Genomic DNA, 22,556 nt, shown 5'->3' on the forward strand with positions numbered 1-22,556 from the left:
GCGTGAGCGCAACGCCGCAAGGGTATCGCGGGCGCTTCGCGCCCTCGCCCACTGGCCCGCTGCACTTTGGCTCGCTCGTTTCGGCGCTCGCGAGCTGGCTCGACGCGCGAGCGCATGGCGGCGTGTGGCTCGTGCGCGTGGAGGACATCGACGGCCCGCGCACCGTGCCGGGCGCAGCCGAGGACATTCTCGCGACGCTTGCGGCCTTCGGCTTTCACGCCGACGAGCCGCCCGAATGGCAGAGCCGCCGCACCGATCTTTACCGCGCGGCGCTCGACCGGCTGATCGCCTCAGGTCACGTCTACCCGTGCGGCTGCACGCGCAAGGAAATCGCCGATTCGCAACTGCGCGCGCATCAGCGCAACGCCACGCTGATCTATCCGGGCACCTGCCGCGACGGCCTGCATGGCAAACCCGCACGCGCGTGGCGGCTGCGCGTGCCTGACGAAGAATCTGCGGACGAACCTGACCACAAACCTGCCGGCGCGCACAGCAATCCCGCACTGATCCGCTTCGACGATCGCTGGCAAGGCCCGCAGCACCAGGACCTCGCGACCGAAGTCGGCGATTTCGTGCTGCTGCGCGCGGACGGCCAGTGGGCCTACCAGCTCGCCGTCGTCGTGGACGACGCCGAACAGCGCATCACGCACGTGGTGCGCGGCGCGGACCTGCTCGACTCGACGGCGCGGCAGATCTGGCTCCAGCAGTGTCTTGGCGCGCCGACGCCCGCGTATCTGCACGTGCCCGTCGTCACGAACGCGCAAGGCGAAAAGCTCTCGAAGCAGACCGGGGCGCCGGCGCTGGATGCATCACGCCCGCTGCAAGCGCTGATGGCCGCGGCGGGGCATCTGGGTCTCGAATTGCACGATCCCGCGCCCGCGACGCTCGAAGCGTTCCAGCTTGACGCGACCGATGCGTGGAAACGACAGCTCGCGCAATTGCCAGCCGCATAAACAAAAACGGCATGCCGCCAGGCGCGACATGCCGTTTTTTCTGCGCGGCGCGACTATTTCGCGCTCAAACTCAGCTCGACGAAGACGACGTCGGCTTATTGCGCCACGACGACCCGAGGCCGCCCAGCAGCGCCGCGAGCGGCTGCTTCGACTGCTGCTTTTGCGGCGCGGCGTTCGCGGGCTTGTCTTCCGCCTTGCTGCGCGCACTCGCCGAGGGCTCGTAGGGCTTCAGGAAAAAATCGTCGACAGGCTGCGAACGATGATGATGCGGGCGCTCGAACGACGCCGCACGGCGGTGCGCGCCGCGCTCACCGCGGCCTTCGCGGCTTTCATGCCCGTCGCGCTCGCGGCGGCGGGCGCCACCCTCGTGATGCGGCACCGGCACGTCAACCACGAGGCGCTCGACAGTCAGCGGACGCTTGATGAGCTTCTCGATATCGGCGAGCTGCTTCTTCTCGTTCGGGCTGCACAGCGAAAGCGCGTCACCCGAGGCGCCCGCACGGCCTGTGCGGCCGATACGGTGCACGTAGTCTTCGGCGTTGAAAGGCAGGTCGAAGTTGATGACAGCGGGCAACTCGACAATGTCGAGGCCGCGCGCAGCCACGTCGGTCGCCACGAGCGCTTCGATTTCGCCGCGCTTGAAGGCGTCGAGCGCCTGCATGCGCTCGCCCTGCGTGCGGTCGCCGTGGATCGCGGACGCGACGATGCCCTGCTTTTCGATCTGGCGCGCGAGGCGGCTTGCGCCGATCTTGCTGTTGCAGAACACGATCACCTGCTTCAGGCCCCGGTCGCGGATCAACTGAACGACCGCGCCGGTTTTGTCGCCCTCGGCGACTTCGTACACCACCTGGGTGACGTTGGTCGCGGTAGAGTTGCTGCGCGCCACCTCAATGGTCTGCGGCGTGCGCAGATAGGTCGCGGCAAGCTTCTTGATCTCGCCAGAGAACGTGGCCGAGAAGAGCAGCGTCTGACGCTCCTTCGGCAGCAGGTTCAGGATGCGCTGCAGGTCGGGCAGGAAGCCCATGTCGAGCATGCGGTCGGCTTCGTCGAGCACCAGCATCTGCACCTGACCCAGGTTGGTGGTCTTTTGCTGCACGTGGTCGAGCAGGCGGCCAGGCGTCGCAATCAGGATTTCCACGCCGCGGCGCAGCTCGTCGGACTGCGGATTCATGTCGACGCCGCCGAACACTACCGCGCTGCGCAGCGGCGTGTGCTGCGCGTAGGTGCGCACGTTGTTGGCGACCTGGTCGGCCAGTTCACGCGTAGGCGTGAGAATCAATGCTCGCACCGGATGGCGTGCGGGCGAAGCGCTCGTGCTCGCCATCGGCAAGAGGCGTTGCAGGATCGGCAGCGAGAAGCTCGCCGTCTTGCCCGTGCCGGTTTGAGCGGCGCCCATCACGTCGCGGCCCGTGAGCACCACGGGAATCGCCTCCGCCTGGATTGGCGTGGGCGTCGTGTAACCCTGCTCCTTGACGGCCCTGAGGATTTCGGGGGCCAGACCAAACTGGTCAAAGTTCGCAGTGCTGGGCGTGACGGCTGTGTCGGACATGGTGGCTTCGCTATAAAGGCGCTATTCGCGCAAGGCGCGGGAGCGCCTCAAAAGGTCACTGCTGGGCATTGCAGGTCGACGCACAGGCGCCGAACAACTCATCAGGCACCCTGCTGCGACGGGCGGAACACGCGCCCGCGAGGGCCTCCCGGCAAACGGATGGCCCGGGATGGCCCGTGGACGACGAGAAAGTCTGCCGGGGACGGGGCGCAGGTTCCATCGCCGCGCTCGCTCGGGTTCAACCCAGCCAGACTCGCTCGATTCCAGATGGTTCCGGCGCCGTCCTGGTCTATTGACTGGCGTGCGCCGGATATGTCAAAACGGCTCGATCGGCTTTTCAGGCCAATCCAGCAAGCCCGGGGCGGCTTGCCGCCGGCGTTCTGCCCGCCCTCTGCGGCAGGCGCAAAGGGCTCAAAGGCCGGTATTGTAGCACCTTGGCATAAATCCCTATGGCAGCAGACCATGCGTTCTGCAACGCGGCGCACGAGAAAACCCCGTGCGCCATGCGGCGAAGCATCGCATCCTTTTTTCCGCCAGCCCCTGCTCACCATGTCTCGCGAATCACCATTAGCCGCAGTTCGGTCATATCCTCGATCGCGTAGCGCACGCCCTCGCGCCCGAGGCCGGAGTCCTTCACGCCGCCGTACGGCATGTTATCGACGCGAAATGACGGAATGTCGTTGATCACCACGCCGCCTACATCGAGCCCGTCCCACGCGCGATGCGCGTTGGCGAGCGAGTCCGTGAACACGCCCGCCTGCAGGCCGAAATCACTGTCATTGACGATCTCGAGCGCACGGCCGAAGTCGTCGAAACGCTCCAGGATCGCGACCGGCCCGAACGCCTCCTTGCGGTAGAGGTCGGTGTCGCGGCGCACGTCTTCGAGCAGTGTGGCCTCGAACATCGCGCCGTCCACCTTGCCGCCCGCGACGATCTTCGCACCCGCGAGCACCGCGCTCTCCATCCAGCCCGCCAGACGCTTCGACTCGGACTCGGAGATCATCGGCCCGACGAAGGTCGTCTCGTCCTTCGGGTCGCCCATCTTGAGCGTCTTGACCTTGGCGATGAGTTTCTCGCGCAGCGTGTCGTAAATCGACGCGTGCACGAGAATGCGCTGCACGCCGATGCAGCTCTGCCCCGACTGGTAGTACGCGCCGAAAGCCAGGCGATCGACCACATAATCGAGCTTGCCGCCCTGATCGCCGTCGACGATAGCCGCCGCATTGCCGCCGAGTTCCAGCACCACCTTCTTCTTCCCGGCCTTCTTCTTGAGGTCCCAGCCCACCGCGGGCGAGCCCGTGAACGAGAGCAGCTTGAAGCGCTCGTCGGTGGTGAAGAGGTCGGCGCCGTCGCGGTGCGCGGGCAGGATCGAGAACGCGCCCTTGGGCAGGTCGGTTTCCGCCAGCACCTCGCCGATGATGAGCGCCCCCACCGGCGTGCGGCTCGCGGGCTTCAACACGAACGGCACACCGGCGGCGAGCGCCGGCGCGACTTTGTGCGCAGCCAGATTGAGCGGAAAATTGAACGGCGAGATGAACGAGCACGGCCCGATCGGCACACGCTTCACGTAACCGTGATAGCCCTTCGCGCGCGCCGAAATCTCGAGATTCACGATCTCGCCGTCGATACGCACGCTCTCTTCGGCGGCCACGCGGAACGTGTCGATCAGGCGCGTGGCCTCGCCGCGCGAGTCGTTGATCGGCTTGCCCGCCTCGATGCACAGCGCCATCGCCAGCTCGTCGAAGCGCTCGCGAAAGCGCGCCACGCAATGATCGATCACGGCCTGGCGCTTGTACGGCGGGAACGCGCGCATGGCGGGCATGGCGGCTTCGGCCGCCGCGATGGCTTTGTCGATCGCTTTCGCGTCGGCAAGCGCAACGCGCGTGGCGACTTCGCCGCTGTATTTGTCGGTGACTTCGAGGTCGGTATTGGCAGCGACGGCCTCGTTGGCCAGATAGTACGGATAGGTCGGTTTGAGCATGACGGGTTCTCCGTAAGTGCGGCGTCAAAGCTGCGCGCTAAGGCGCTTGATGTCGCGATTGAGCACGCGCTCGTTGTCCGAATAGTCGATGGGCACGTCGATCACATGCACGCCCGGTTGCGCCAGGCACTGTTCGACGAGCGGCTTGAATTCGTCCGCCGAGCCCGCGCGGTGGCCATGCGCGCCATAGCTCTGCGCATAGTCGACGAAATCGGGGTTCTGCAGCGTCATCCCGTAGTCGGGGAAATTCATGTTTTCCTGCTTCCAGCGGATCATGCCGAACGCGTCGTCGCGCAACAGCAGCACGACGAGATCGAGCTTCAGGCGCACCGCCGTCTCCAGTTCCTGCGAATTCATCATGAAACCGCCGTCGCCGCACACCGCCACGACCTTACGCTGCGGATGCACGATCTTCGTGGCGATAGCCGAGGGCAGCCCCGCGCCCATCGAGGCGAGCGCGTTGTCGAGCAGGATCGAATTGGGCTCACGCGCGCGGTAATAGCGGGCGAACCAGATCTTGTACATGCCGTTGTCGAGGCACAGAATGCCGTCCTCGGGCATCGCGCCGTAGACGTCGTGCACGAGCCGCACCGGGTACATGGGAAAGCGCTCGTCGTGCTGACCTTTGGCGAGATGCGCCTCGAAATGGCGCTTGATCTCCTCGAAGCGCGCGAAGTCCCACGCGTGCTCGCGCGGTTTCAGGCTCTCCTTGAGCTGCCAGACGGCGTTGGCGATGTCGCCCACCACCTCGATCTGCGGGAAATACACGGGGTCGACTTCCGCGCCGAGAAAATTCACGTGGATGACGGTTTTCTCTTCCGCGCTGCGCATGAAGAACGGTGGCTTTTCGATGACATCGTGGCCGACGTTGATGATGCAGTCGGCGTGCTCGATCGCGCGGTGCACGAAGTCGCCGTCCGACAGCGTGGCGTTACCGAGCCAGAGCGGATGCGACTCGTCGATCACGCCCTTGCCCATTTGCGTGGTGAAGAACGGGATGCCGGTTTCGTCGACGAATTCGCCCAGCACGTTGCGCGTGGTCTTGCGATTGCCCCCCGCGCCGATCATGAGAAGCGGATGGCGCGCCTTGCAGATCGCCCCGACCGCATGAGCAACGGCCTTTTCCTCGGCCACGGGGCGGCGGCTGAAGCTCTTGGGAATGGGCTTGCCGTCGCCCTCTTCGTCGGCCACATCTTCGGGCAGCTCGAGATGCACGGCGCCGGGCCGCTCCTGCTCGGCCTGGCGAAACGCCTCGCGCACGAGCGCCGGAATGTTGCCGATGGAGACGATCTGACGCGCGTACTTGGTGAGCGGCTCCATCATGCGCACCACGTCGACAATCTGGAAGTGGCCCTGCTTGCTCGACTTGATGGGCTTCTGGCCCGTGACCATCAGCATGGGCATGCCGCCCAGCTGCGCATAGGCCGCGGCGGTCACGAAGTTGGTGGCGCCGGGGCCGAGCGTGGCCAGACACACGCCGGTGCGGCCCGTCAGCCGTCCGTAAGTGGCGGCCATGAAGCCCGCGGCCTGCTCGTGGCGCGTGACGATCAGACGAATCTTCGAGCGCCGCAGCGATTCGAGCAGATCGAGGTTCTCTTCCCCTGGAATACCGAACACATATTCGACGCCTTCGGCTTCCAGCGCCTTCACGAACAGATCCGATGCTTTCATCGACCACCTCGTTGGCAAGAGCGTGGCCGGCGGCGCGGGCGGCAGCCGGCCTTCGCGAACAGGCCGACAGGTTACTCCCGCAAGGCGGAATGTGTCGTGAAGCGTGCGTCCGGCGTTAGCGCATGATCGTCGCGCAGCCTGAGAGCACCGGCTTCGGACTCACGTCGGACGTGACGTCGTAGAGATCCGCGCCGGGGCCCTTGGTCCACCACGTGTAGCGGTCGGCGACATACTTCACGCCCGAAGCGGCGATCACACCGACGAAAAGGAGCTTGCGGCCTTCCACGGGCACGAGCGCGAAGCTCTGGCCATTGGCGGCGTTCAGATAGGTGACCTTGAAGGTCTTGCTGTTGGCGCAGGTGTAGCTAAACGTGTGGCGCGATTGCACCTGGATCTCGCGCACTTCGAGCGGGGCCGCGTTTGCCGCGCTCACATGCAGCGCGGCGGCGAGACCGCACGCTGCCGCCAACCGGATTGCGCCGCTTCGACCAGCGATCATGATGTTCTCCTATGTTGCGTTGGCGGCACGCCGCGCGCTCACCGCACCGCGTCGCCCGGCACAGGACGAACCGCCGCGGCCGCTTCGCGGGCGCGCGAGCGTGCTTCGTCGGTGTCGGCGCCGGTGGCGAGCGCGACGCCCATGCGACGCTTCACGAAGCTCTCGGGCTTGCCGAACAGGCGCAGATCCGCGCCCGGCACGGCCAGCGCCTGTGCGACGCCCTCGAACGCGATGCCGCGCGCGTCCATGCCGCCGTAGATCACGGCCGAGGCGCCCGGACCGCGCGCCGTCGTATCGACGGGCAGGCCGAGAATCGCGCGCGCATGCAGTTCGAACTCCGAGAAGCGCTGCGACGCGAGCGTCACGAGCCCCGTGTCGTGCGGGCGCGGGCTCACTTCCGAGAACCACACCTCGTCGCCGCGCACGAACAGTTCGACGCCGAAGAGACCTCGCCCGCCCAGCGCCTCGGTCACCTTGTGCGAGATCTCGCGCGAGCGCTCGAGCGCCTTCGCGCTCATCGGCTGCGGCTGCCACGATTCGACGTAGTCGCCGTCCACCTGGAGGTGGCCGATCGGATCGCAGAAGTACGTTTGCACCTGGCCGCCGGCCGGGTCGATCGCGCGCACGGTGAGCTGCGTGATTTCATAGTCGAAGTTGATGAAGCCCTCGACGATCACGCGCCCGCGATTCACGCGGCCGCCCGCGAGCGCATATTCCCATGCGCGCTCGACGTCGGCATCGCTGCGCACGACCGACTGCCCCTTGCCCGACGACGACATCACCGGCTTCACCACGCACGGATAGCCGACCTTGGCGACGCCCGCCTTCAGCTCGTCGAGCGAATCGGCGAACGCATAGGGCGACGTGGCGAGGCCGAGTTCCTCGGCGGCGAGGCGGCGGATGCCCTCGCGGTTCATCGTGAGTTGCGCGGCGCGCGCGGTGGGGATCACCTCGGCGACACCCTCGGCCTCGACGGCGGCGAGCGCATCGGTGGCGATCGCTTCGATTTCGGGCACGACGAGATGGGGGCGTTCGGCGTCGATGAGCGCGCGCAGCGCCTTGGGATCGGCCATGTCGATCACGTGCGCGCGATGCGCGACCTGATGGCCGGGCGCGTTTTCGTAACGATCGACGGCGATCACCTCAACGCCGAGACGTTGCAGCGCGATGATCACTTCCTTGCCGAGCTCGCCCGCGCCGAGCAGCATGACACGGGTGGCGGAAGCGGAAAGCGGCGTGCCGATGCGGGGGCGGGTTTGCATGATGTCTCCAGAATGGCGGTATGGCGCAAATGCGTAAGAGCGCCGATGTTAACACGCGACCTTACCGGGGCGAGGCGCTTTGGGGCGTGGGCGGCCGCCCGGTTCAAGCGCGGCGCACGCACGTTTGCGCTCGCATGCTGCAGCGCGGTGCGTTACGCTTACGCCTTCGTCGATTACGAGGAACGATGCGATGCCTATCAGCCAGACGGCGAGCCAGACGCCGAGCCAGGCACCGAGCCATCCGCGCATGAATATGCGCCAGCGGCTGCGCCCTGCCCGAGGCGAATTCGTGCGAAAGCTGGCCACGCGCACGGCGATGCTCGCTGCGGCCCTGCTGGTTTGCGCGTGCAAGCTGCCCGTGCACACGGACGCCTCAGCGCCGCTGCCCGATCCGTTCAACCCAGCAACGACGCAACTGCTCGACAACACGCACTGGCAGCTCGTGGAATGGAAGCGCGCCGACGGCACGTTGCGCGCCGTGCCGGGCCCGAAATCCGACGCCGGCAACACCGAAAACCCCGACGCCCGCCCCATCACGCTCGACCTCTCGACCGAGAGCGGCCAGCGCCGCGCAAGCGGCTTCTCGGGCTGCAACCGCTATTTCGGCGCCTATACACTCAAGAACGGCCTGCTCTCGTTCAGCCAGCTCGGCGGCACGCGCATGGCGTGCATCGGCACGGGCGGCGATATCGAGGGCGCCTGGCTGGAAGCGCTCTCGCATATCGCGCGCTCGGGCGTGCAGATGCGCCATCCGCAGTCGCTCTTTCTCGTGCTGGAAAACGGCGACCGCCTGACGCTCGCCGAGCAGGGCGCCGAGCCAGCCCCGACGCCCGGCGCCGCATCCGACGCCAAACCGGCGCAGTGAACGCTGCCCGCATGAGCCGCCGCGCCCTTACCCGGCGCGGCGCTTTTTTTGTTGCGCGCGAACCAAAGCGGCGCGCGCAGGGTCTTTGGCGTGTCGGGCGCGCAACGCCCGCCGGGCCGCGCGCAACACCGCCCTCAAGTGGATGGCGGCGCGCAGGGGCCGAGCGGTTACACTCCACACGTCGCACACCTTCTCTACGTACATCTTTGGCATGCACACGGTAGTTCCTGGCTGGTTCGGCGTTTCGGCCGTCTGGTTCATCCCTCTGATCTGGCGTCTCGTCAAGTCCGTGCTGCCGGGCGGCGCGGGCCTGCGCGGCCCGGGCACGATCCGGCTTTGGCTCGGCTTCGTCGGCGTGCTCGTGGCGAGTTGCGCGCTCGAGGCGACGCTTATCGACATCGCCGGTTTCGACGCGCTCGGCCACGCACTTTCGGGCGGGCTCGGCAAGCTCATCGGCCGCGTGGCCGCGCCGCTCGCGATGACGGCGCTCCTCCTCGTGAGCTTGCCGTGGCTGCTCGACTTCCATTGGCGCGAATTCCTCGCCTGGGCCGACATCTCGCTCGGGCTCGGCCTGAACATCCGCGCCGCGCGTGAGACTCAAGACAGCCCGCGCCGCGAACGCCGCAGCCGCCGCGCCGCGGCGGAAGAGGGACTTCCCGCGCATGGCGCCGCCACCCTCAACCCGCCGATGCCTGGCGACGGCGCGCGACGCAAACGGCCGACGATCTGGCGCCCGCCCGCGCGTGAAATGCGCGAGGGTCGCGATAACCCGCGCACAGCCGGCGCGATGGCCGCAGGACTTGGCGCAGCGTCGGCCGCTGCCACCGCACAGGACGCGTTGGCGGATGCTGCGTCGTGGCGTGCCGAACCAGGCTTGCGTGGTCCCGCCGATCCCGCCGCGGCATGGGCGCGCACCGAACCAACCGCGGCCGCCGACTGGCTGCGCGGCACGCGTGCGCCGGTGCAAACGCAGCCAACGGGTACGTCGCGAGCACCGATGGAGCCGCCGCGCGCGCCGCTGCAGCAAGGCGCACCGCTCGGCGAAGCGCGCCGCCGGCCGGCGCGCGGTGCGAGCACAGTGCAGGACGTGGCGGGAGCGCATTGGGCGCAGGGCGTCCCCGCGCAACCCAATGCGCCGTGGCGCGCGGAGACGGGTCACACGCGACCGGCCATGGCCGCCGCGATGACGGGTGCGGGCGCGCGCGCGGCTTCAGCTGCGGTGCACGGTGCGCCGCTCATGGCCGGCGCCGCCGCGGCCGCAGCCGCTGCGCGCAGTGCCGCGTTCGGCACGACGCCGGCACCGCCCGATCCACTGACTTCGCCCTTCGCACAACCCGTCATGCCGCACCGCACGGCGCCGCCGCCCGCAGCGGGCAGCACGGCAGCGCGCGCCGCGGCCGCCGCGCCGCCTCGCGTCGCGAAGCCGCCGCGCCCGTACGTCTGGCAGGGACAACCCGCACGCGTGAACCCACGCCCGCCCATGGGTGCGCCGCGCACTGCGCCGTTCGCCTCGCACATGGCCGAAACGCCTCCCGCAACGCCCGCCTATTCGCGCCCCGCGCCCACCAGCGCACCGCAGGCTGGGGCACCGCTCTCGATGAGCGTGCTCGAAACGTTGCGCTCGATCGAAGAGAACGCCGCACGCTGGACGACGCTCGCCGGCGCGAGCCTCGCACGCCGCACCCTGGACGAAGCGGGCACACTCGCGGGCGAGGAGGAAACGCATGCGCAATTCCCGAGCGCATCGCCGGACATCTCGACGGCGGCGGTGCCGGTAACGCCTTCGGGCGGGTCGCTGGAAACGACATTCGCTCCGGTCACGCAGCAGAACGGTGACTACGTTTCGCCAAACCCGGGTGTGCAATCGTTCGAGGAAGTGCACGCCGCAGCGCAACCGCACGACACGACGTCAGGCGCGACATCCGCTGCGCCGACTCCCTGGCAACCGATGCCTGCGCACGTGGACGAAGCCACGCAAGGCGCCTCGAGCGAGGCGACGCACGTCGAGCCGGTGCAAGCTGCTGCCGGGGAAGCCGTAACGCCCTCACCCTGGCCAACGCTGGATCACGGCATGCCGTGGGTCCTGCTCGACGACGAACCGTCGGCCGCCGCCGAGACGCACGCCGCCGAACCGTTCTTCACGTTCAGCCCAGCGAAGGTGCAGGAACAGGCACCCGCGCTTGCCGTAGCGGTTTCTCCCGCTGTGGTATCGGTGCCAGCGCACGCTGCAACGCGAACACCGGTTGCAGCAAGCGCGCAGGCCGGGCAACCCGCTCCGGCCGAATCGCATGAAGCGCACGAATCGCACGATGCGCACGACCAGCTCGATGCATCGGCCGAGTCGAACATCGTGCACTTCCCCCGCTTCGCTCGCGAGGCGCAAGCCGAGGCCGACGCGACTCCTGCGCAGCACGCAGCGCCCATTAGCGAGCAACCGGTCGAAGCAAGCACCCGCGACGACGTCGTCGAACCGGCGTCGATGGCGACCCGTGACGAATCCGCGTACGGCACATACGGCAGCACGTTCGAAACATCCGCGCGCGCAACGCCTGCACATGTCGCGCCCGCGGTCGCGCATGCGGCTCCCGCGACGCCGTTCGACGCAGCGCCTTCGCCGGTGGAAGACCAGAAGGCGAGCGAGTCTTTCGCGCCCGTCGCGCGCAGCGAATCCGCCAGCGTCGACGAGCACCCCGAGTCAATGGATGAAGCGCAAGGGGTTGCAAACGCAGCAGCGGCCGAGGCCTTGCCGGCGATTGGCGCGCCGGCAACTCAAGCACCGGCCTTTGATGCGATGCCCCTGCCCGCAGCCCAAGCGCCCGCACCCGTATCAACGCCGCCGTGGGTTGAACAAACGCAGACGGAAAGCCGTCCTGCACCTGCCGAGGCCACGCTCACGCCGAATCCCTCGCAACCGGCGACGTCGGTTGCCACACCGGACGCCACCCCGATTGCGGCCCCCGCGGCGCCCTACCCCGCCATCGCGAGCGTACCCAGCGCCGCTAGCCCCGACTTCACGTCCGTATCCGCAGCCATCGAAGCACCTGAAGCGGTCGAAGCACCCGAGCCCGCAGCCCAGCGCGCTCCCGTGCGCGGCCACGCACCCACGTCCTTCGCGTTCGAGCCGCTCAGCGCATCGGCGGTCGAACTGCCGGGGATCGAACTGCTCGAGCGCGCTTCGTCCGAGATCGAGCCCGTCTCCGAGCAAAAGCTCGCCGAAACGAGCCAGCTCATCGAGCAGCGACTCCAGGAGTTCAAGGTCCCCGTGACGGTGGTCGGCGCCTCGGCGGGCCCGGTCATCACGCGCTTCGAAGTGGAACCCGCGCTCGGCGTGCGCGGCAGCCAGATCGTCGGCCTCATGAAGGATCTCTCGCGCGGCCTCGGCCTCACGTCGATCCGCGTGGTCGAAACGATCCCCGGCAAGACCTGCATGGGCCTCGAATTGCCGAACGCCCGCCGCCAGATGATCCGCCTCTCCGAGATCCTCGAATCGGCGCCGTACCATCGCTCGCAGTCGAAGCTCACGATCGCGATGGGCAAGGACATCGTCGGCCATCCGATCGTCACCGATCTCGCCAAGGCACCGCACATGCTCGTGGCGGGCACGACCGGTTCGGGCAAGTCGGTCGCGATCAACGCGATGATCCTCTCGCTCCTCTACAAGGCGACGCCCGAGGACGTGCGGCTCATCATGATCGATCCCAAGATGCTCGAGCTTTCCGTGTATGAAGGCATTCCGCATCTGCTCGCGCCGGTCGTGACCGACATGAAACTCGCCGCCAACGCGCTCAACTGGTGCGTGGGCGAAATGGAGAAGCGCTACCGGCTGATGTCGGCGGTGGGCGTGCGCAATCTCGCGGGCTTCAACCAGAAGATCCGCGACGCCGAAGCGAACGAAAAGAAGATCGGCAACCCGTTCTCGCTCACGCCGGAAGCCCCCGAGCCGCTCTCGCCGCTGCCGATGATCGTGGTCGTGATCGACGAACTCGCCGACCTCATGATGGTCGCGGGCAAGAAGATCGAAGAATTGATCGCGCGTCTCGCGCAGAAGGCGCGCGCCGCCGGCATCCACCTGATTCTCGCGACGCAGCGTCCTTCGGTGGACGTCATCACCGGCCTCATCAAGGCGAATATTCCGACGCGTGTGGCGTTCCAGGTGTCGTCGAAGATCGACTCGCGCACGATTCTCGACCAGATGGGCGCCGAGTCGCTGCTCGGCCAGGGCGACATGCTGTTCCTGCCGCCGGGCACGGGCTACCCGCAGCGCATACACGGCGCGTTCGTCGCCGACGAGGAAGTGCACGCCGTGGTGGAATATCTGAAGCAGTTCGGCGAGCCCGAGTACGTCGAAGGCATTCTCGACGGCCCGGCTTCCGAAGGCGCGCCGCAGGACCTCTTCGGCGATTCGCCCGAAGCCGAAGCCGACCCGCTCTACGACGAGGCGGTCTCGTTCGTCGTGCGCACGCGGCGCGCGTCGATCTCGTCGGTGCAGCGGCAACTGCGCATTGGCTACAACCGCGCCGCGCGTCTGGTCGAACAGATGGAAACGGCAGGACTCGTTTCGCCGATGGGCATCAACGGCAGCCGCGAAGTGCTCGTGCCCGGCGGCGGCCAGGGCGAGTAAAGAAGGCGCGCCTCGCGCCTTCTTTCGTCATCTCGAAACCTTACTGCGCTGCGAACTTGAAATCGACCGGCGAGCCGATATCGATGCGCTTCGGGTTCGGCTCCAGCAAACCAGTCTGCTGATCGCGGCGGAACACATAGGCGGTATCGCTGTTCTGGTTGCCGACGATGAGCCACTGACCAGTCGGATCGATCGCGAACTCGCGCGGCGACTTGCCGAGGCTCGACTGGCGCCCCACGCGCTTGAGCTTGCCGCTATCGCCATCGACGGCAAAGATCGAGATGTCGTTGGCGTCGCCGCGATTGGAAACGTAGAGGAACTTGCCGTCCGGCGACAGATGGAGCGCCGCCGCGCCCTGCGTTCCCTTGAAGCCCGGCTCCGCCAGCTTTTCCACTTGTTCCAGCTTCATGTGGCCATCGTGATACGCAAACACCGTCACAGTGGCGGCCAGTTCGCTCGTGAGATACGCGTGACGGCCGTCATTGCCGAAGATCAGGTGACGCGGACCACTGCCTGACTTCACGTCGGTATAGCGCCACTCGGCAGGGCTCACCAGGCCGCGGCTGCCGTCCGGCGTGTAGAGATAAGTCCAGAGCTTGTCGGTGCCGAGATCCTGGGTGAAGAGATAGTGTCCATCCGGCGAAAACACCGTCGAGTGTACGTGCGCGTTGTCCTGACGCCCCTTCACGGGGCCGCCGCCCTCGTGGTGCACGGTGAGCACGGACTCGCCCAGTTTGCCGTCCTGCTGCACCGGCAGGACTGCGAAGCTGCCGCCCGGGTCGGCGGCGACCGAGTAGTTCGCCACGAAGAGATAGCGCCCATCCGGCGAGAGGCTCAGGTAGCACGGATCGTTGCCCTGCGCCGACACCTTGTTGAGAAACGTGAGCTGACCGCTTGCGGCATCGAAGCCGAACGCGCTCACGTCGCCGCGCAGGCTGGCGGGACCGTTGTCGCCCGGCAACTCGTTCACCGCGTAGACGAAGCGGTTGTCCTTGCTCACCACGAGAAACGACGGGTTCACCGTCTTCGCCACGCTGACCTGCTGCATATCGCCAGTCTGCGTATCGAAGTGATAGACGTAGAGGCCCTCGCTCTTGCCGCCCGTATAGGTGCCGACAATCAGGTTGTAGACACCGCCCGCGGGCGCGGTCGTGGAAGCGGATTGCGCGAACGCATGCGTCGCGGCGACGGAAGCCATGATGACAACACCTTTGACGAACTGGGTGAGGAGATGCGCGGGTCCGCGCTCGGTCAGGCGCGGACGGGAAAGGCTACCTGAACGGGTCGATGAGCGGGTCGATGAGCGGGTAGATGAGCGGGAGGACGCGGGCACGGCGTTTGCGGCGGCACGGCGAAGGAACATGTCGACCTCCTTTTTCTTGTCGATGCAGGGGAGCGGGTCGGCCCTCGTCGGGATGCCGACCGTATTCGTCTCGCTTTCGTCTGATACATGGGACACCGGCCCAGTATAAGAGAGGTCGCGAGCGCCCGCCCCGCAAGCGCGCAGCGACGAGTCCAACCCAAAGTCGAAGCAGCAAAGGGATCAACGCAAAGGATCGAAACCCGCCGCAACCAGGGAGCCGTCATGAACATTCACGTCGCCATCGGGCCGCTCGTCGCGCTCATCGCAGGCATTCTGATTCTCGCCGTGCCGCGCCTGCTCAATTACATCGTCGCGCTGTATCTGATCATCATCGGAGTCATCGGGCTTTTCGGCGTGGGCGGCCATCTGTGACCCGCTCAGGTGACACTCGACGGCGTTTGTTGACGCAGGCGAGATGAGTATTTGCGTGTGCTGCCGCGCAAAACGCATTGCGCAGGCGGCCCCGCTGCCACTACTCTTGTGCGTGCATGCCGCGCCGCTGCGGCAAGCGGCTTTCGTTTTCGAGCAACGCTGTCAATTTGCTTACTATGCCCGCACCCATTGAAGACTACGCATTGATCGGCGACGGCCATACGGCCGCGCTCGTTTCCCGCGCCGGATCCATCGACTGGCTCTGCTGGCCGCGCTTCGACTCCGGCGCCTGCTTCGCCGCCCTCCTCGGCACCGAGGAAAACGGCCGCTGGCTCGTCGCGCCCGCGCAACCCGAAGATGGTGCGAAAGTCGAGATCAAGACCACACGCCGTTATCGCGGCGACACGCTGATCCTCGAAACCGACTTCGAAACGCCCGATGGCGCGGTGACGCTCATCGACTTCATGCCGCCCGGCAACGGTTGGTCCGAACTCGTGCGCATCGTGGTGGGCCGGCGCGGCACCGTGCGCATGGAGAGCCGGCTCGTGCTGCGCTTCGACTACGGCTTTTCGGTGCCGTGGGTGAGCCGCCTCACCTACGAGAGCGGCATCAAGGCCACGGTGGGCCCGGACACGGTCGTGCTGCGCACGCCTGTCGACCTCGAGGGCGAGAACATGCACACAGTGGCGCAGTTCGACGTGAAGGAAGGCGAACGCGTGCCGTTCTCGCTTTCGTATGCGGCCTCGCACTTGCGTCCGCCGCCGCCGCGCGACCCGTTCACGGCGCTTGCGCGCACGGAAAACTTCTGGACCGAATGGGCCTCGCGCAGCACCGTGGAAGGCCGCTGGGCCGAACCCATCCGCCGCTCGCTCATCACGCTCAAGGCGCTGGCCTACGAGCCCACCGGCGGCATCGTCGCGGCGCCCACCACGTCGCTGCCCGAACAGTTGGGCGGCACGCGCAACTGGGACTACCGCTACTGCTGGCTGCGCGATGCGACCATCACCCTGCTCGCGATGATGCGCGGCGGCTACTACGACGAAGCCCGGGCCTGGCGCGCATGGCTCGGCCGTGTGATGGCAGGCTCTCCCTCGCAGTTGCAGATCATGTACGGGCTCGCCGGCGAGCGCCGCCTGCCTGAATTCGAACTCGACTGGCTACCCGGCTACGAAGGCGCGAAACCGGTGCGCGTGGGCAACAACGCGGTCGGCCAGCTGCAGCTCGACGTGTACGGCGAAGTGATGAACGCGCTGCACCTCGCGCGCGTGGGCGGCTTGCAGGCCGACGACACCGCGTGGTCGATCCAGTGCGCGATGCTCGAACACCTGGAAACGATCTGGACCAAGCCTGACGAGGGCATCTGGGAAACGCGCGGCGGCCGTCAGCATTTCACGTTCTCGAAGGTGATGGCGTGGGTCGCATTCGACCGCGCGATCAAATCGGCGGAAAAATTCGAACTGCCCGGGCCGCTCGATCACTGGCGCGAACTGCGCTCGACGATCCACGCGACCATTTGCGAGCGCAGCTTCAACAAGGATCTGAATTCCTTCACGCAGATCTACGGCGGCACCGATCTCGACGCGAGCCTGCTGCTCATGCCGCTGGTCGGCTTCCTGCCTGCTGCCGATCCGCGCATCGCCGGCACGGTCGCGGCGATCGAGCGCGATCTCATGTGTGAAGGTTTTGTGATGCGCTACCGCACCACCGAATTCAACGATGGACTGCCGCCGGGTGAAGGCACCTTCCTTGCATGCAGCTTCTGGATGGTCGACAACCTGGCCCTGCAAGGCCGCATGGACGACGCACGCCGCATGTACGAGCGCCTGCTTTCGCTCGCCAACGACGTGGGATTACTCGCCGAGGAATATGACCCCATTGCGGGGCGTCTGGTCGGCAACTTCCCGCAGGCGTTCTCGCATGTGGCGCTCGTGCATACGGGCCTGAACCTCATGCGGCACGAGCAGGAGATGGCGAAGGAGACGGGACATCCCGCGGTCGACGGCGCGTCGGTCGAGCCATCTGTTGCATCCGCATCGTAAATGTTCGAAAGCGCCTGGACGTTTTCGCGAGCCAGGGTACACTAGGGATGCTGCGTTGCACAACAGCCGGGCGGATCAGTACCGTCCGCGCCGCCTGGCAACGGGGCGAAACGCGTGTACCGCCTTGCAGCGCGCTTGCAGCCAACCGCTGCGAGACGCATGCGGGTCTGCCCGCGCTAAAGCCCTCCGGGCGGCGGCCGATAAACAACCTGACTGACTGACCGACCAACCTTGCCGGCCCGCATCTGCTCCGCGCCTTACCCGCGCGCGACCCGGGTGCGAACCGCTCCTTGAAGATGCCGGAGCGCCCATGCTCTATCAAATCCGTGAATTCCAGCGCGCGTTGCTCAGCCCGCTGACCGCCTGGGCCCAGGCCGCCTCGAAATCGTTCTCGAATCCGACGAGCCCGTTTTCACTCGTGCCAGGCGCCACGCGCTTCGCCGCAGGCTACGAACTGCTGTATCGCCTTGGCAAGGACTACGAGAAGCCCGAGTTCAACCTTCGCCAGATCGTGAAGGACGGCTTCAATATTCCGATCGTCGAGCAGACCATCATCGAGAAGCCGTTTTGCCGCCTGCTGCGCTTCAAGCGCTATGCCGACGACTCCGGCGCCGTGGCCGCGCTCAAGGACGAGCCTGCCGTGCTCGTGTGCGCGCCGCTCTCGGGCCACCACGCCACGCTCCTGCGCGATACCGTGCGCACGCTGCTGCAGGACCACAAGGTGTACATCACCGACTGGGTCGACGCGCGCATGGTGCCGCTCGAAGCCGGTCCGTTCCATCTCGACGACTACGTTGCGTATATTCAGGAATTCATCCGCCATATCGGCGCGAAGAATCTGCACGTGCTGTCGGTTTGCCAGCCTACGGTGCCTGTGCTCGCGGCCATCTCGCTGATGGCGAGCCGCGGTGAGGACACCCCGCTCACGATGACGATGATGGGCGGCCCGATCGACGCGCGCCGCAGTCCCACCGCCGTCAACTCGCTCGCCACCGAACATTCGCTCGACTGGTTTGCGAACAACGTGATCCACACCGTGCCGGCGAACTATCCGGGCGAAGGGCGCGAGGTGTATCCGGGCTTCCTGCAGCACGCGGGTTTCGTCGCGATGAATCCGGGCCGTCACACCACCGCGCATTGGGACTTCTACAAAAGCCTGCTGCGCGGCGACGAAGAGGATGCCGAAGCACATCGCCAGTTCTACGACGAATACAACGCAGTGCTCGACATGGCCGCCGAGTATTACCTCGAAACCATCCGCACCGTGTTCCAGGATTTCAGTCTCGCTGAAGGCACGTGGGACGTGGCCGGCGAACGCGTGCGCCCGCAGGACATTCACGACACGGCGCTTTTCACGATCGAAGGCGAGCTCGACGACATTTCGGGCGCGGGCCAGACGCGTGCCGCGCACGATTTGTGCACGGGCATTCCCGAGGCTAACAAGCACCATCTGACTGCCGAGAAATGCGGCCACTATGGCATCTTCTCGGGCCGCCGCTGGCGCACGATCATCTACCCGCAACTGCGCGACTTCATCCGCCAGCACCAGCAGGCCGCCGGCCACACGGGCAAGGAAACGTCTGCCCGCAGCCGCTCCGCTCAGGGCGCTGTCGCCTGACGAAGGCTCGCGCTTCACTCGAGCGCACGCAGTACACGCCAGCAGCAAAATCCGCGCGCCGTCCCAGGACGGCGCGCGGCGTTTGTGGAGCGTGAAACGATCTTGCGCGTTCGCTGCGCGTGACTCGTGCGCTACTTGCGCATGAGATACGCGAGCAGCATCTCCGTGTTGAGCTGAATGATTTCCGCGCGTTCGGCGGTCGTGCTGAAGTCGCGACCGAGCGTGGCGTTGAGCGTGTATCGGTTCGATACGATGTAGTAGCCCATGCCCGAAAGCGTCACATAGAGGCGCAACGGATCGATGCTCGGACGGAACAGCCCCGCAGATTCACCGCGCGTGAGAATCGAACCGAGCGTCGCCACGATCGGCGAGATCATCTCGCGAATTCGTGTGGACTTCTGCATATATCGCGCCTCGTGCAGATTCTCGTTGTTCACGAGCCGAAGCAGTTCGGGATTGTCGCGATAGTAGTCCCACACGAAATGCGCGAGCCGCGTGATCGCCTCGACGGGTGCAAGCCCCGAGAGATCGAGCGCGCGCTCGGCTTCATTGAGCGCGCCGAATGCGTGCTCGAGGACTGCTGTGAACAGTTGCTCCTTGCTGCCGAAGTAGTAATAGAGCATGCGCTCATTGGTTTCCGCGCGTCGCGCGATCTGGTCGACGCGTGCGCCGAACAGGCCGCCATTGGCGAATTCTTCCGCCGCGGCGAGCAGAATGCGGCGGCGGGTGCCTTCAGGATCTCTTTTGATTTTTGGCTGATTCATGGTGGCAGGATCTCGTTAAGCCGCGTTGTCCGGTTTACGTTGTCGGGCAATACTGCGCCGGGCCTCTCCTCGCCCTGGTATCGACAACGTAGTGCGGGGCGCGCCAGGTTAATGGACAGACACCCTCCGACCTACGGTCTTGCGTTCCTTCTTGTTTGTTTGATGTCGTTGCGAGCCGACATCGTTCTTCCCCCTGTCTGCCTCGTGCGAAGCACGTTGCCTGCCGTGCCCGACATGTACCGCTTACGTCTATTGATTTCCCCTGGACTGCACGGTGCTTCGCATTAAGCGCTTTGATTATGGCACATGGCCCGCCGATGGCAATGCGGGAAATCGGCGATAATGGACGCTTTGGCGCTGTGCGTGTGCGCCCTGTCAGGTCAGGTGCGAAAGCCCGCGCGCCCAAGGGTCACGCCACCGCCCGCCCCGATGTAGCGAACGTGAACGATTCCAAGACACTCGCAGATCGCATCGAAGATCTGCTGCCCCAGACCCAATGCACGAAGTGCGGCTATGACGGCTGCCGGCCCTATGCCGAAGCCGTCGCCGCCGGCACCGCCAATTACAACCAATGCCCGCCCGGCGGCCTGGAAGGCGTTGAGCGCCTCGCGAAACTGCTCGGCAAACCCGTCATCCCGATCAATCCGGACAACGGCGTGGAGCGTGCGCGTCCGGTGGCGTTCATCGACGAACAACTGTGCATCGGCTGCACGCTGTGCATGCAGGCGTGTCCCGTCGACGCGATCGTGGGTGCGCCCAAGCAGATGCACACCATCGTCAAGGATCAGTGCACGGGTTGCGACCTGTGCGTCGCGCCCTGCCCGGTCGACTGCATCGCAATGATTCCCGTTACGGGCGAAGCGACCGGCTGGGACGCATGGACGCAGCAGCAGGCCGACGAAGCCCGCGTGCGGCATGACCGGCGCGCAGCACGCCAGGCCGCCGAACGCAATGCGGCCGAGGCGCGCGCCGCTGCACGCCGCGCCGCCACCAGTGCGCCGCAGGCTCAAGCGCCCCAAACACCGCAAGACGCCGCCACGCAACCCGCAAGCCCCCCCGCTGACGACGCCGAAGCGAAGAAGAAAGCGATCATCCAGGCCGCGCTCGAACGCGCGCGCCGCAAGAAAACGGAATTGGCCGAACAGGGTGTGGGACCGCGCAACGTCGAGCACGTGAGCGCCGATGTGCAGGCACAGATCGATGCCGCCGAGGCGCGCCGCAAGCGTATCGGTATCGAGTCGAACACATCGGACTTACCGCCCGACGACGACAAGCCCGCGCGATAGCGCCCCGCACCGCAAAAGGCCCCACGCACAACGAGCATGAACGCCACCAAGCGCCGCGCCATCTACGAAACGCTGCAAAGCCTCAATCCGCATCCCACGACCGAGCTGGAGTTCAGCACGCCGTTCGAACTCCTGATCGCCGTGATGCTCTCCGCGCAGGCCACCGACGTTTCCGTGAACAAGGCCATGCGCCGGATGTTTCCGGTCGCCAACACGCCGGAAACGGTACTCGCGCTGGGCGAGGAAGGTGTGGCCGATTACATCAAGACGATCGGCCTTTATCGCACCAAGGCCAAGAACGTCATTGCGACGTGCCGCATTCTCATCGAGCAATACGGCAGCGAGGTGCCGCCGACGCGCGAGGCGCTCGAAGCGTTGCCCGGCGTTGGACGCAAGACCGCGAACGTCGTGCTCAACACGGCCTTCGGCCAACCGACCATTGCCGTCGACACGCATATCTTTCGGGTTGCGAACCGAACAGGGCTCGCGCCCGGCAAGGATGTGCGCACCGTCGAAACCGCGCTCGAAAAATTCACGCCACCCGAGTTCCGCCAGGACGCGCATCACTGGCTCATCCTGCATGGCCGCTATGTGTGCAAGGCGCGCCGGCCCGAATGCTGGCATTGCGTGATCGAGCCGCTGTGCGAGTTCAAGCCGAAGACACCGCCGCCGGAGCTCTGAGCGAGCGCGAGCGCCCGGGCGTAAAATGCACGATCTAGCGCCTCACCAATACGACCGACTCAAGATGTTCAATCCCAGCCGCGACGAAGTCCGCCACTTTTTCACCGAGACCTGGCGCAAGCAGCGCGCAGGCGAAATCCTCACGCCGCTCGAGGCGATCGCCGCCGACTGGATCGTCGAGCACCCCGAATATCACGCCGAACTAACCGACGCCGATGCGGCCGCCGCCCAGGACTACTCGCCCGAGCGTGGCCAGAGCAATCCGTTCCTGCATCTGTCGATGCATCTTGCGATCAGTGAGCAGCTTTCGATCGACCAGCCGCCCGGCATCCGCGCCGCGCACGACCGGCTCGCGGCACGTCTCGGATCCACGCACGACGCGCAGCACGCGATCATGGAGTGCCTGGGCGAAACGATCTGGGAAGCGCAACGCACCAACACGCCGCCCGACACCGACGCCTATCTCATGCGCATCGAGCGCCGCGCATCTCGCGATTGACTCGCGACTGAAGCACATCTGAAAGAAATAAGGCTGCAAAAAAACACCCCGCGAACGCCTCGCCGAAAACGAGGCCCACGCGGGGTGTTTCACATGATGCGGCACGCATGGCGCGCCGCGCTCACGCTTACTTCTTGTTGACGAGGTCGCCGCTGAGCGACTCGATGTACGCGGCGAGATCCTTCATGTCGCTCTGCGAAAGGCTCTGCACCTGCGCCTGCATGATCGGATTGTTGCGGCCGAGGTGCGGATTGCTCGTGCCCATCTGGTACTGGCGCAGCGCCCAGTAGATGTAGTCGGCGTGCTGGCCGGCGAGCTTCGGATATTCGGGGCTCACGGGCTTGTTCAGACCCGGGCCGTGACACGCCGCGCAGTTGTGGCTGTCGGCGAGGACCTTGCCGTTGGAGGCGTCGGCCGCGTGCGCCGGATTGAACGCGAGCGCGGCGGCCAGTGCGAGCCCGGCGCCCGCGAGCTTGATGGTTGCACCGGCAAACGAAGGCACAGCCGTGTAGGGCTTGTTCATGGGTTCTCCA

17 protein-coding genes are annotated in these 22,556 nt (G+C 66.2%); 9 read left to right on the forward strand and 8 right to left on the reverse strand.

Translation table 11 applies throughout. The features are described from left to right. Nucleotides 1–2 precede the first annotated feature (2 nt). The gene (gene gluQRS / locus M3I54_RS13305; protein ID WP_254336533.1) at nt 3–953 is read left to right on the forward strand and encodes a tRNA glutamyl-Q(34) synthetase GluQRS; all 951 of its coding nucleotides are present in this window, start codon (nt 3–5) and stop codon (nt 951–953) included. 70 nt (nt 954–1,023) lie between these two features. Here the strand turns inward: gluQRS and M3I54_RS13310 are convergent, their stop codons facing one another. The 5 genes from M3I54_RS13310 to purT form a co-directional block, all read right to left on the reverse strand. Next, a complete protein-coding gene (locus tag M3I54_RS13310) occupies nt 1,024–2,502 on the reverse strand; it encodes a DEAD/DEAH box helicase (RefSeq protein ID WP_254336535.1) in 1,479 nt (492 codons plus the stop codon). 544 nt (nt 2,503–3,046) lie between these two features. Further along, entirely contained in the window at nt 3,047–4,483 is a 1,437-nt protein-coding gene (locus M3I54_RS13315; RefSeq protein WP_254336537.1) for an aldehyde dehydrogenase family protein, read from the reverse strand. Between the two features lie 24 nt (nt 4,484–4,507). Continuing rightward, nucleotides 4,508–6,154, reverse strand: coding sequence for an acetolactate synthase large subunit (locus tag M3I54_RS13320; RefSeq protein WP_254336539.1), 1,647 nt, complete (start codon nt 6,152–6,154; stop codon nt 4,508–4,510). Between the two features lie 115 nt (nt 6,155–6,269). After that, nucleotides 6,270–6,653 (reverse strand): MliC family protein, encoded by a 384-nt coding sequence (locus tag M3I54_RS13325; protein ID WP_254336541.1) that lies wholly within the window; start codon nt 6,651–6,653, stop codon nt 6,270–6,272. Nucleotides 6,654–6,691: 38 nt separating this feature from the next. Next, nucleotides 6,692–7,915 carry a formate-dependent phosphoribosylglycinamide formyltransferase gene (gene purT / locus M3I54_RS13330; RefSeq protein ID WP_254336542.1) on the reverse strand — a complete coding sequence of 408 codons (1,224 nt, stop codon included), beginning with the start codon at nt 7,913–7,915 and terminating at the stop codon, nt 6,692–6,694. A 190-nt stretch (nt 7,916–8,105) separates the two neighbouring features. Between purT and M3I54_RS13335 the strand changes: the two genes are divergently transcribed. Next, nucleotides 8,106–8,780, forward strand: a complete 675-nt coding sequence (locus M3I54_RS13335; protein WP_375542138.1) for an META domain-containing protein — start codon at nt 8,106–8,108, stop codon at nt 8,778–8,780. Between the two features lie 211 nt (nt 8,781–8,991). Then, complete coding sequence (locus M3I54_RS13340) at nt 8,992–13,401, forward strand: DNA translocase FtsK (RefSeq protein WP_254336544.1); 4,410 nt, start codon at nt 8,992–8,994, stop codon at nt 13,399–13,401. A gap of 40 nt (nt 13,402–13,441) precedes the next feature. Here M3I54_RS13340 and M3I54_RS13345 read toward each other — a convergent pair whose 3' ends face one another. After that, the gene (locus M3I54_RS13345; protein WP_375542139.1) at nt 13,442–14,599 is read right to left on the reverse strand and encodes a lactonase family protein; all 1,158 of its coding nucleotides are present in this window, start codon (nt 14,597–14,599) and stop codon (nt 13,442–13,444) included. Between the two features lie 387 nt (nt 14,600–14,986). Here M3I54_RS13345 and M3I54_RS13350 point away from each other — a divergent pair, with 387 nt between their 5' ends. From M3I54_RS13350 to M3I54_RS13360, 3 genes are all read left to right on the forward strand, one after another. Continuing rightward, the gene (locus M3I54_RS13350; RefSeq protein ID WP_081771773.1) at nt 14,987–15,136 is read left to right on the forward strand and encodes a DUF3096 domain-containing protein; all 150 of its coding nucleotides are present in this window, start codon (nt 14,987–14,989) and stop codon (nt 15,134–15,136) included. A gap of 176 nt (nt 15,137–15,312) precedes the next feature. Then, the gene (locus M3I54_RS13355) at nt 15,313–17,175 is read left to right on the forward strand and encodes a glycoside hydrolase family 15 protein (RefSeq protein ID WP_254336548.1); all 1,863 of its coding nucleotides are present in this window, start codon (nt 15,313–15,315) and stop codon (nt 17,173–17,175) included. A 310-nt stretch (nt 17,176–17,485) separates the two neighbouring features. Continuing rightward, nucleotides 17,486–18,793: a polyhydroxyalkanoate depolymerase gene (locus M3I54_RS13360; RefSeq protein ID WP_254336550.1), complete on the forward strand. Its 1,308-nt coding sequence runs from the start codon at nt 17,486–17,488 to the stop codon at nt 18,791–18,793. Nucleotides 18,794–18,924: 131 nt separating this feature from the next. Here the strand turns inward: M3I54_RS13360 and M3I54_RS13365 are convergent, their stop codons facing one another. Further along, nucleotides 18,925–19,557, reverse strand: coding sequence for a TetR family transcriptional regulator (locus M3I54_RS13365; protein ID WP_201693601.1), 633 nt, complete (start codon nt 19,555–19,557; stop codon nt 18,925–18,927). 440 nt (nt 19,558–19,997) lie between these two features. Here M3I54_RS13365 and rsxB point away from each other — a divergent pair, with 440 nt between their 5' ends. The 3 genes from rsxB (at nt 19,998) to M3I54_RS13380 (ending at nt 22,023) form a co-directional block, all read left to right on the forward strand. Next, a complete protein-coding gene (rsxB, locus tag M3I54_RS13370; RefSeq protein ID WP_254336552.1) occupies nt 19,998–20,843 on the forward strand; it encodes an electron transport complex subunit RsxB in 846 nt (281 codons plus the stop codon). A 36-nt stretch (nt 20,844–20,879) separates the two neighbouring features. Beyond that, nucleotides 20,880–21,524 carry an endonuclease III gene (nth, locus tag M3I54_RS13375; RefSeq protein ID WP_254336554.1) on the forward strand — a complete coding sequence of 215 codons (645 nt, stop codon included), beginning with the start codon at nt 20,880–20,882 and terminating at the stop codon, nt 21,522–21,524. A gap of 64 nt (nt 21,525–21,588) precedes the next feature. Further along, on the forward strand, nt 21,589–22,023 hold the full coding sequence (locus tag M3I54_RS13380) for a DUF1841 family protein (protein ID WP_254336556.1): 435 nt from the start codon (nt 21,589–21,591) through the stop codon (nt 22,021–22,023). A gap of 127 nt (nt 22,024–22,150) precedes the next feature. Here the strand turns inward: M3I54_RS13380 and M3I54_RS13385 are convergent, their stop codons facing one another. Then, the gene (locus tag M3I54_RS13385) at nt 22,151–22,546 is read right to left on the reverse strand and encodes a cytochrome c (RefSeq protein ID WP_254336558.1); all 396 of its coding nucleotides are present in this window, start codon (nt 22,544–22,546) and stop codon (nt 22,151–22,153) included. Nucleotides 22,547–22,556 lie beyond the last annotated feature (10 nt).

It is taken from the genome of Paraburkholderia sp. CNPSo 3274 (assembly GCF_024206475.1).
In the GTDB taxonomy this organism is placed as follows: domain Bacteria; phylum Pseudomonadota; class Gammaproteobacteria; order Burkholderiales; family Burkholderiaceae; genus Paraburkholderia.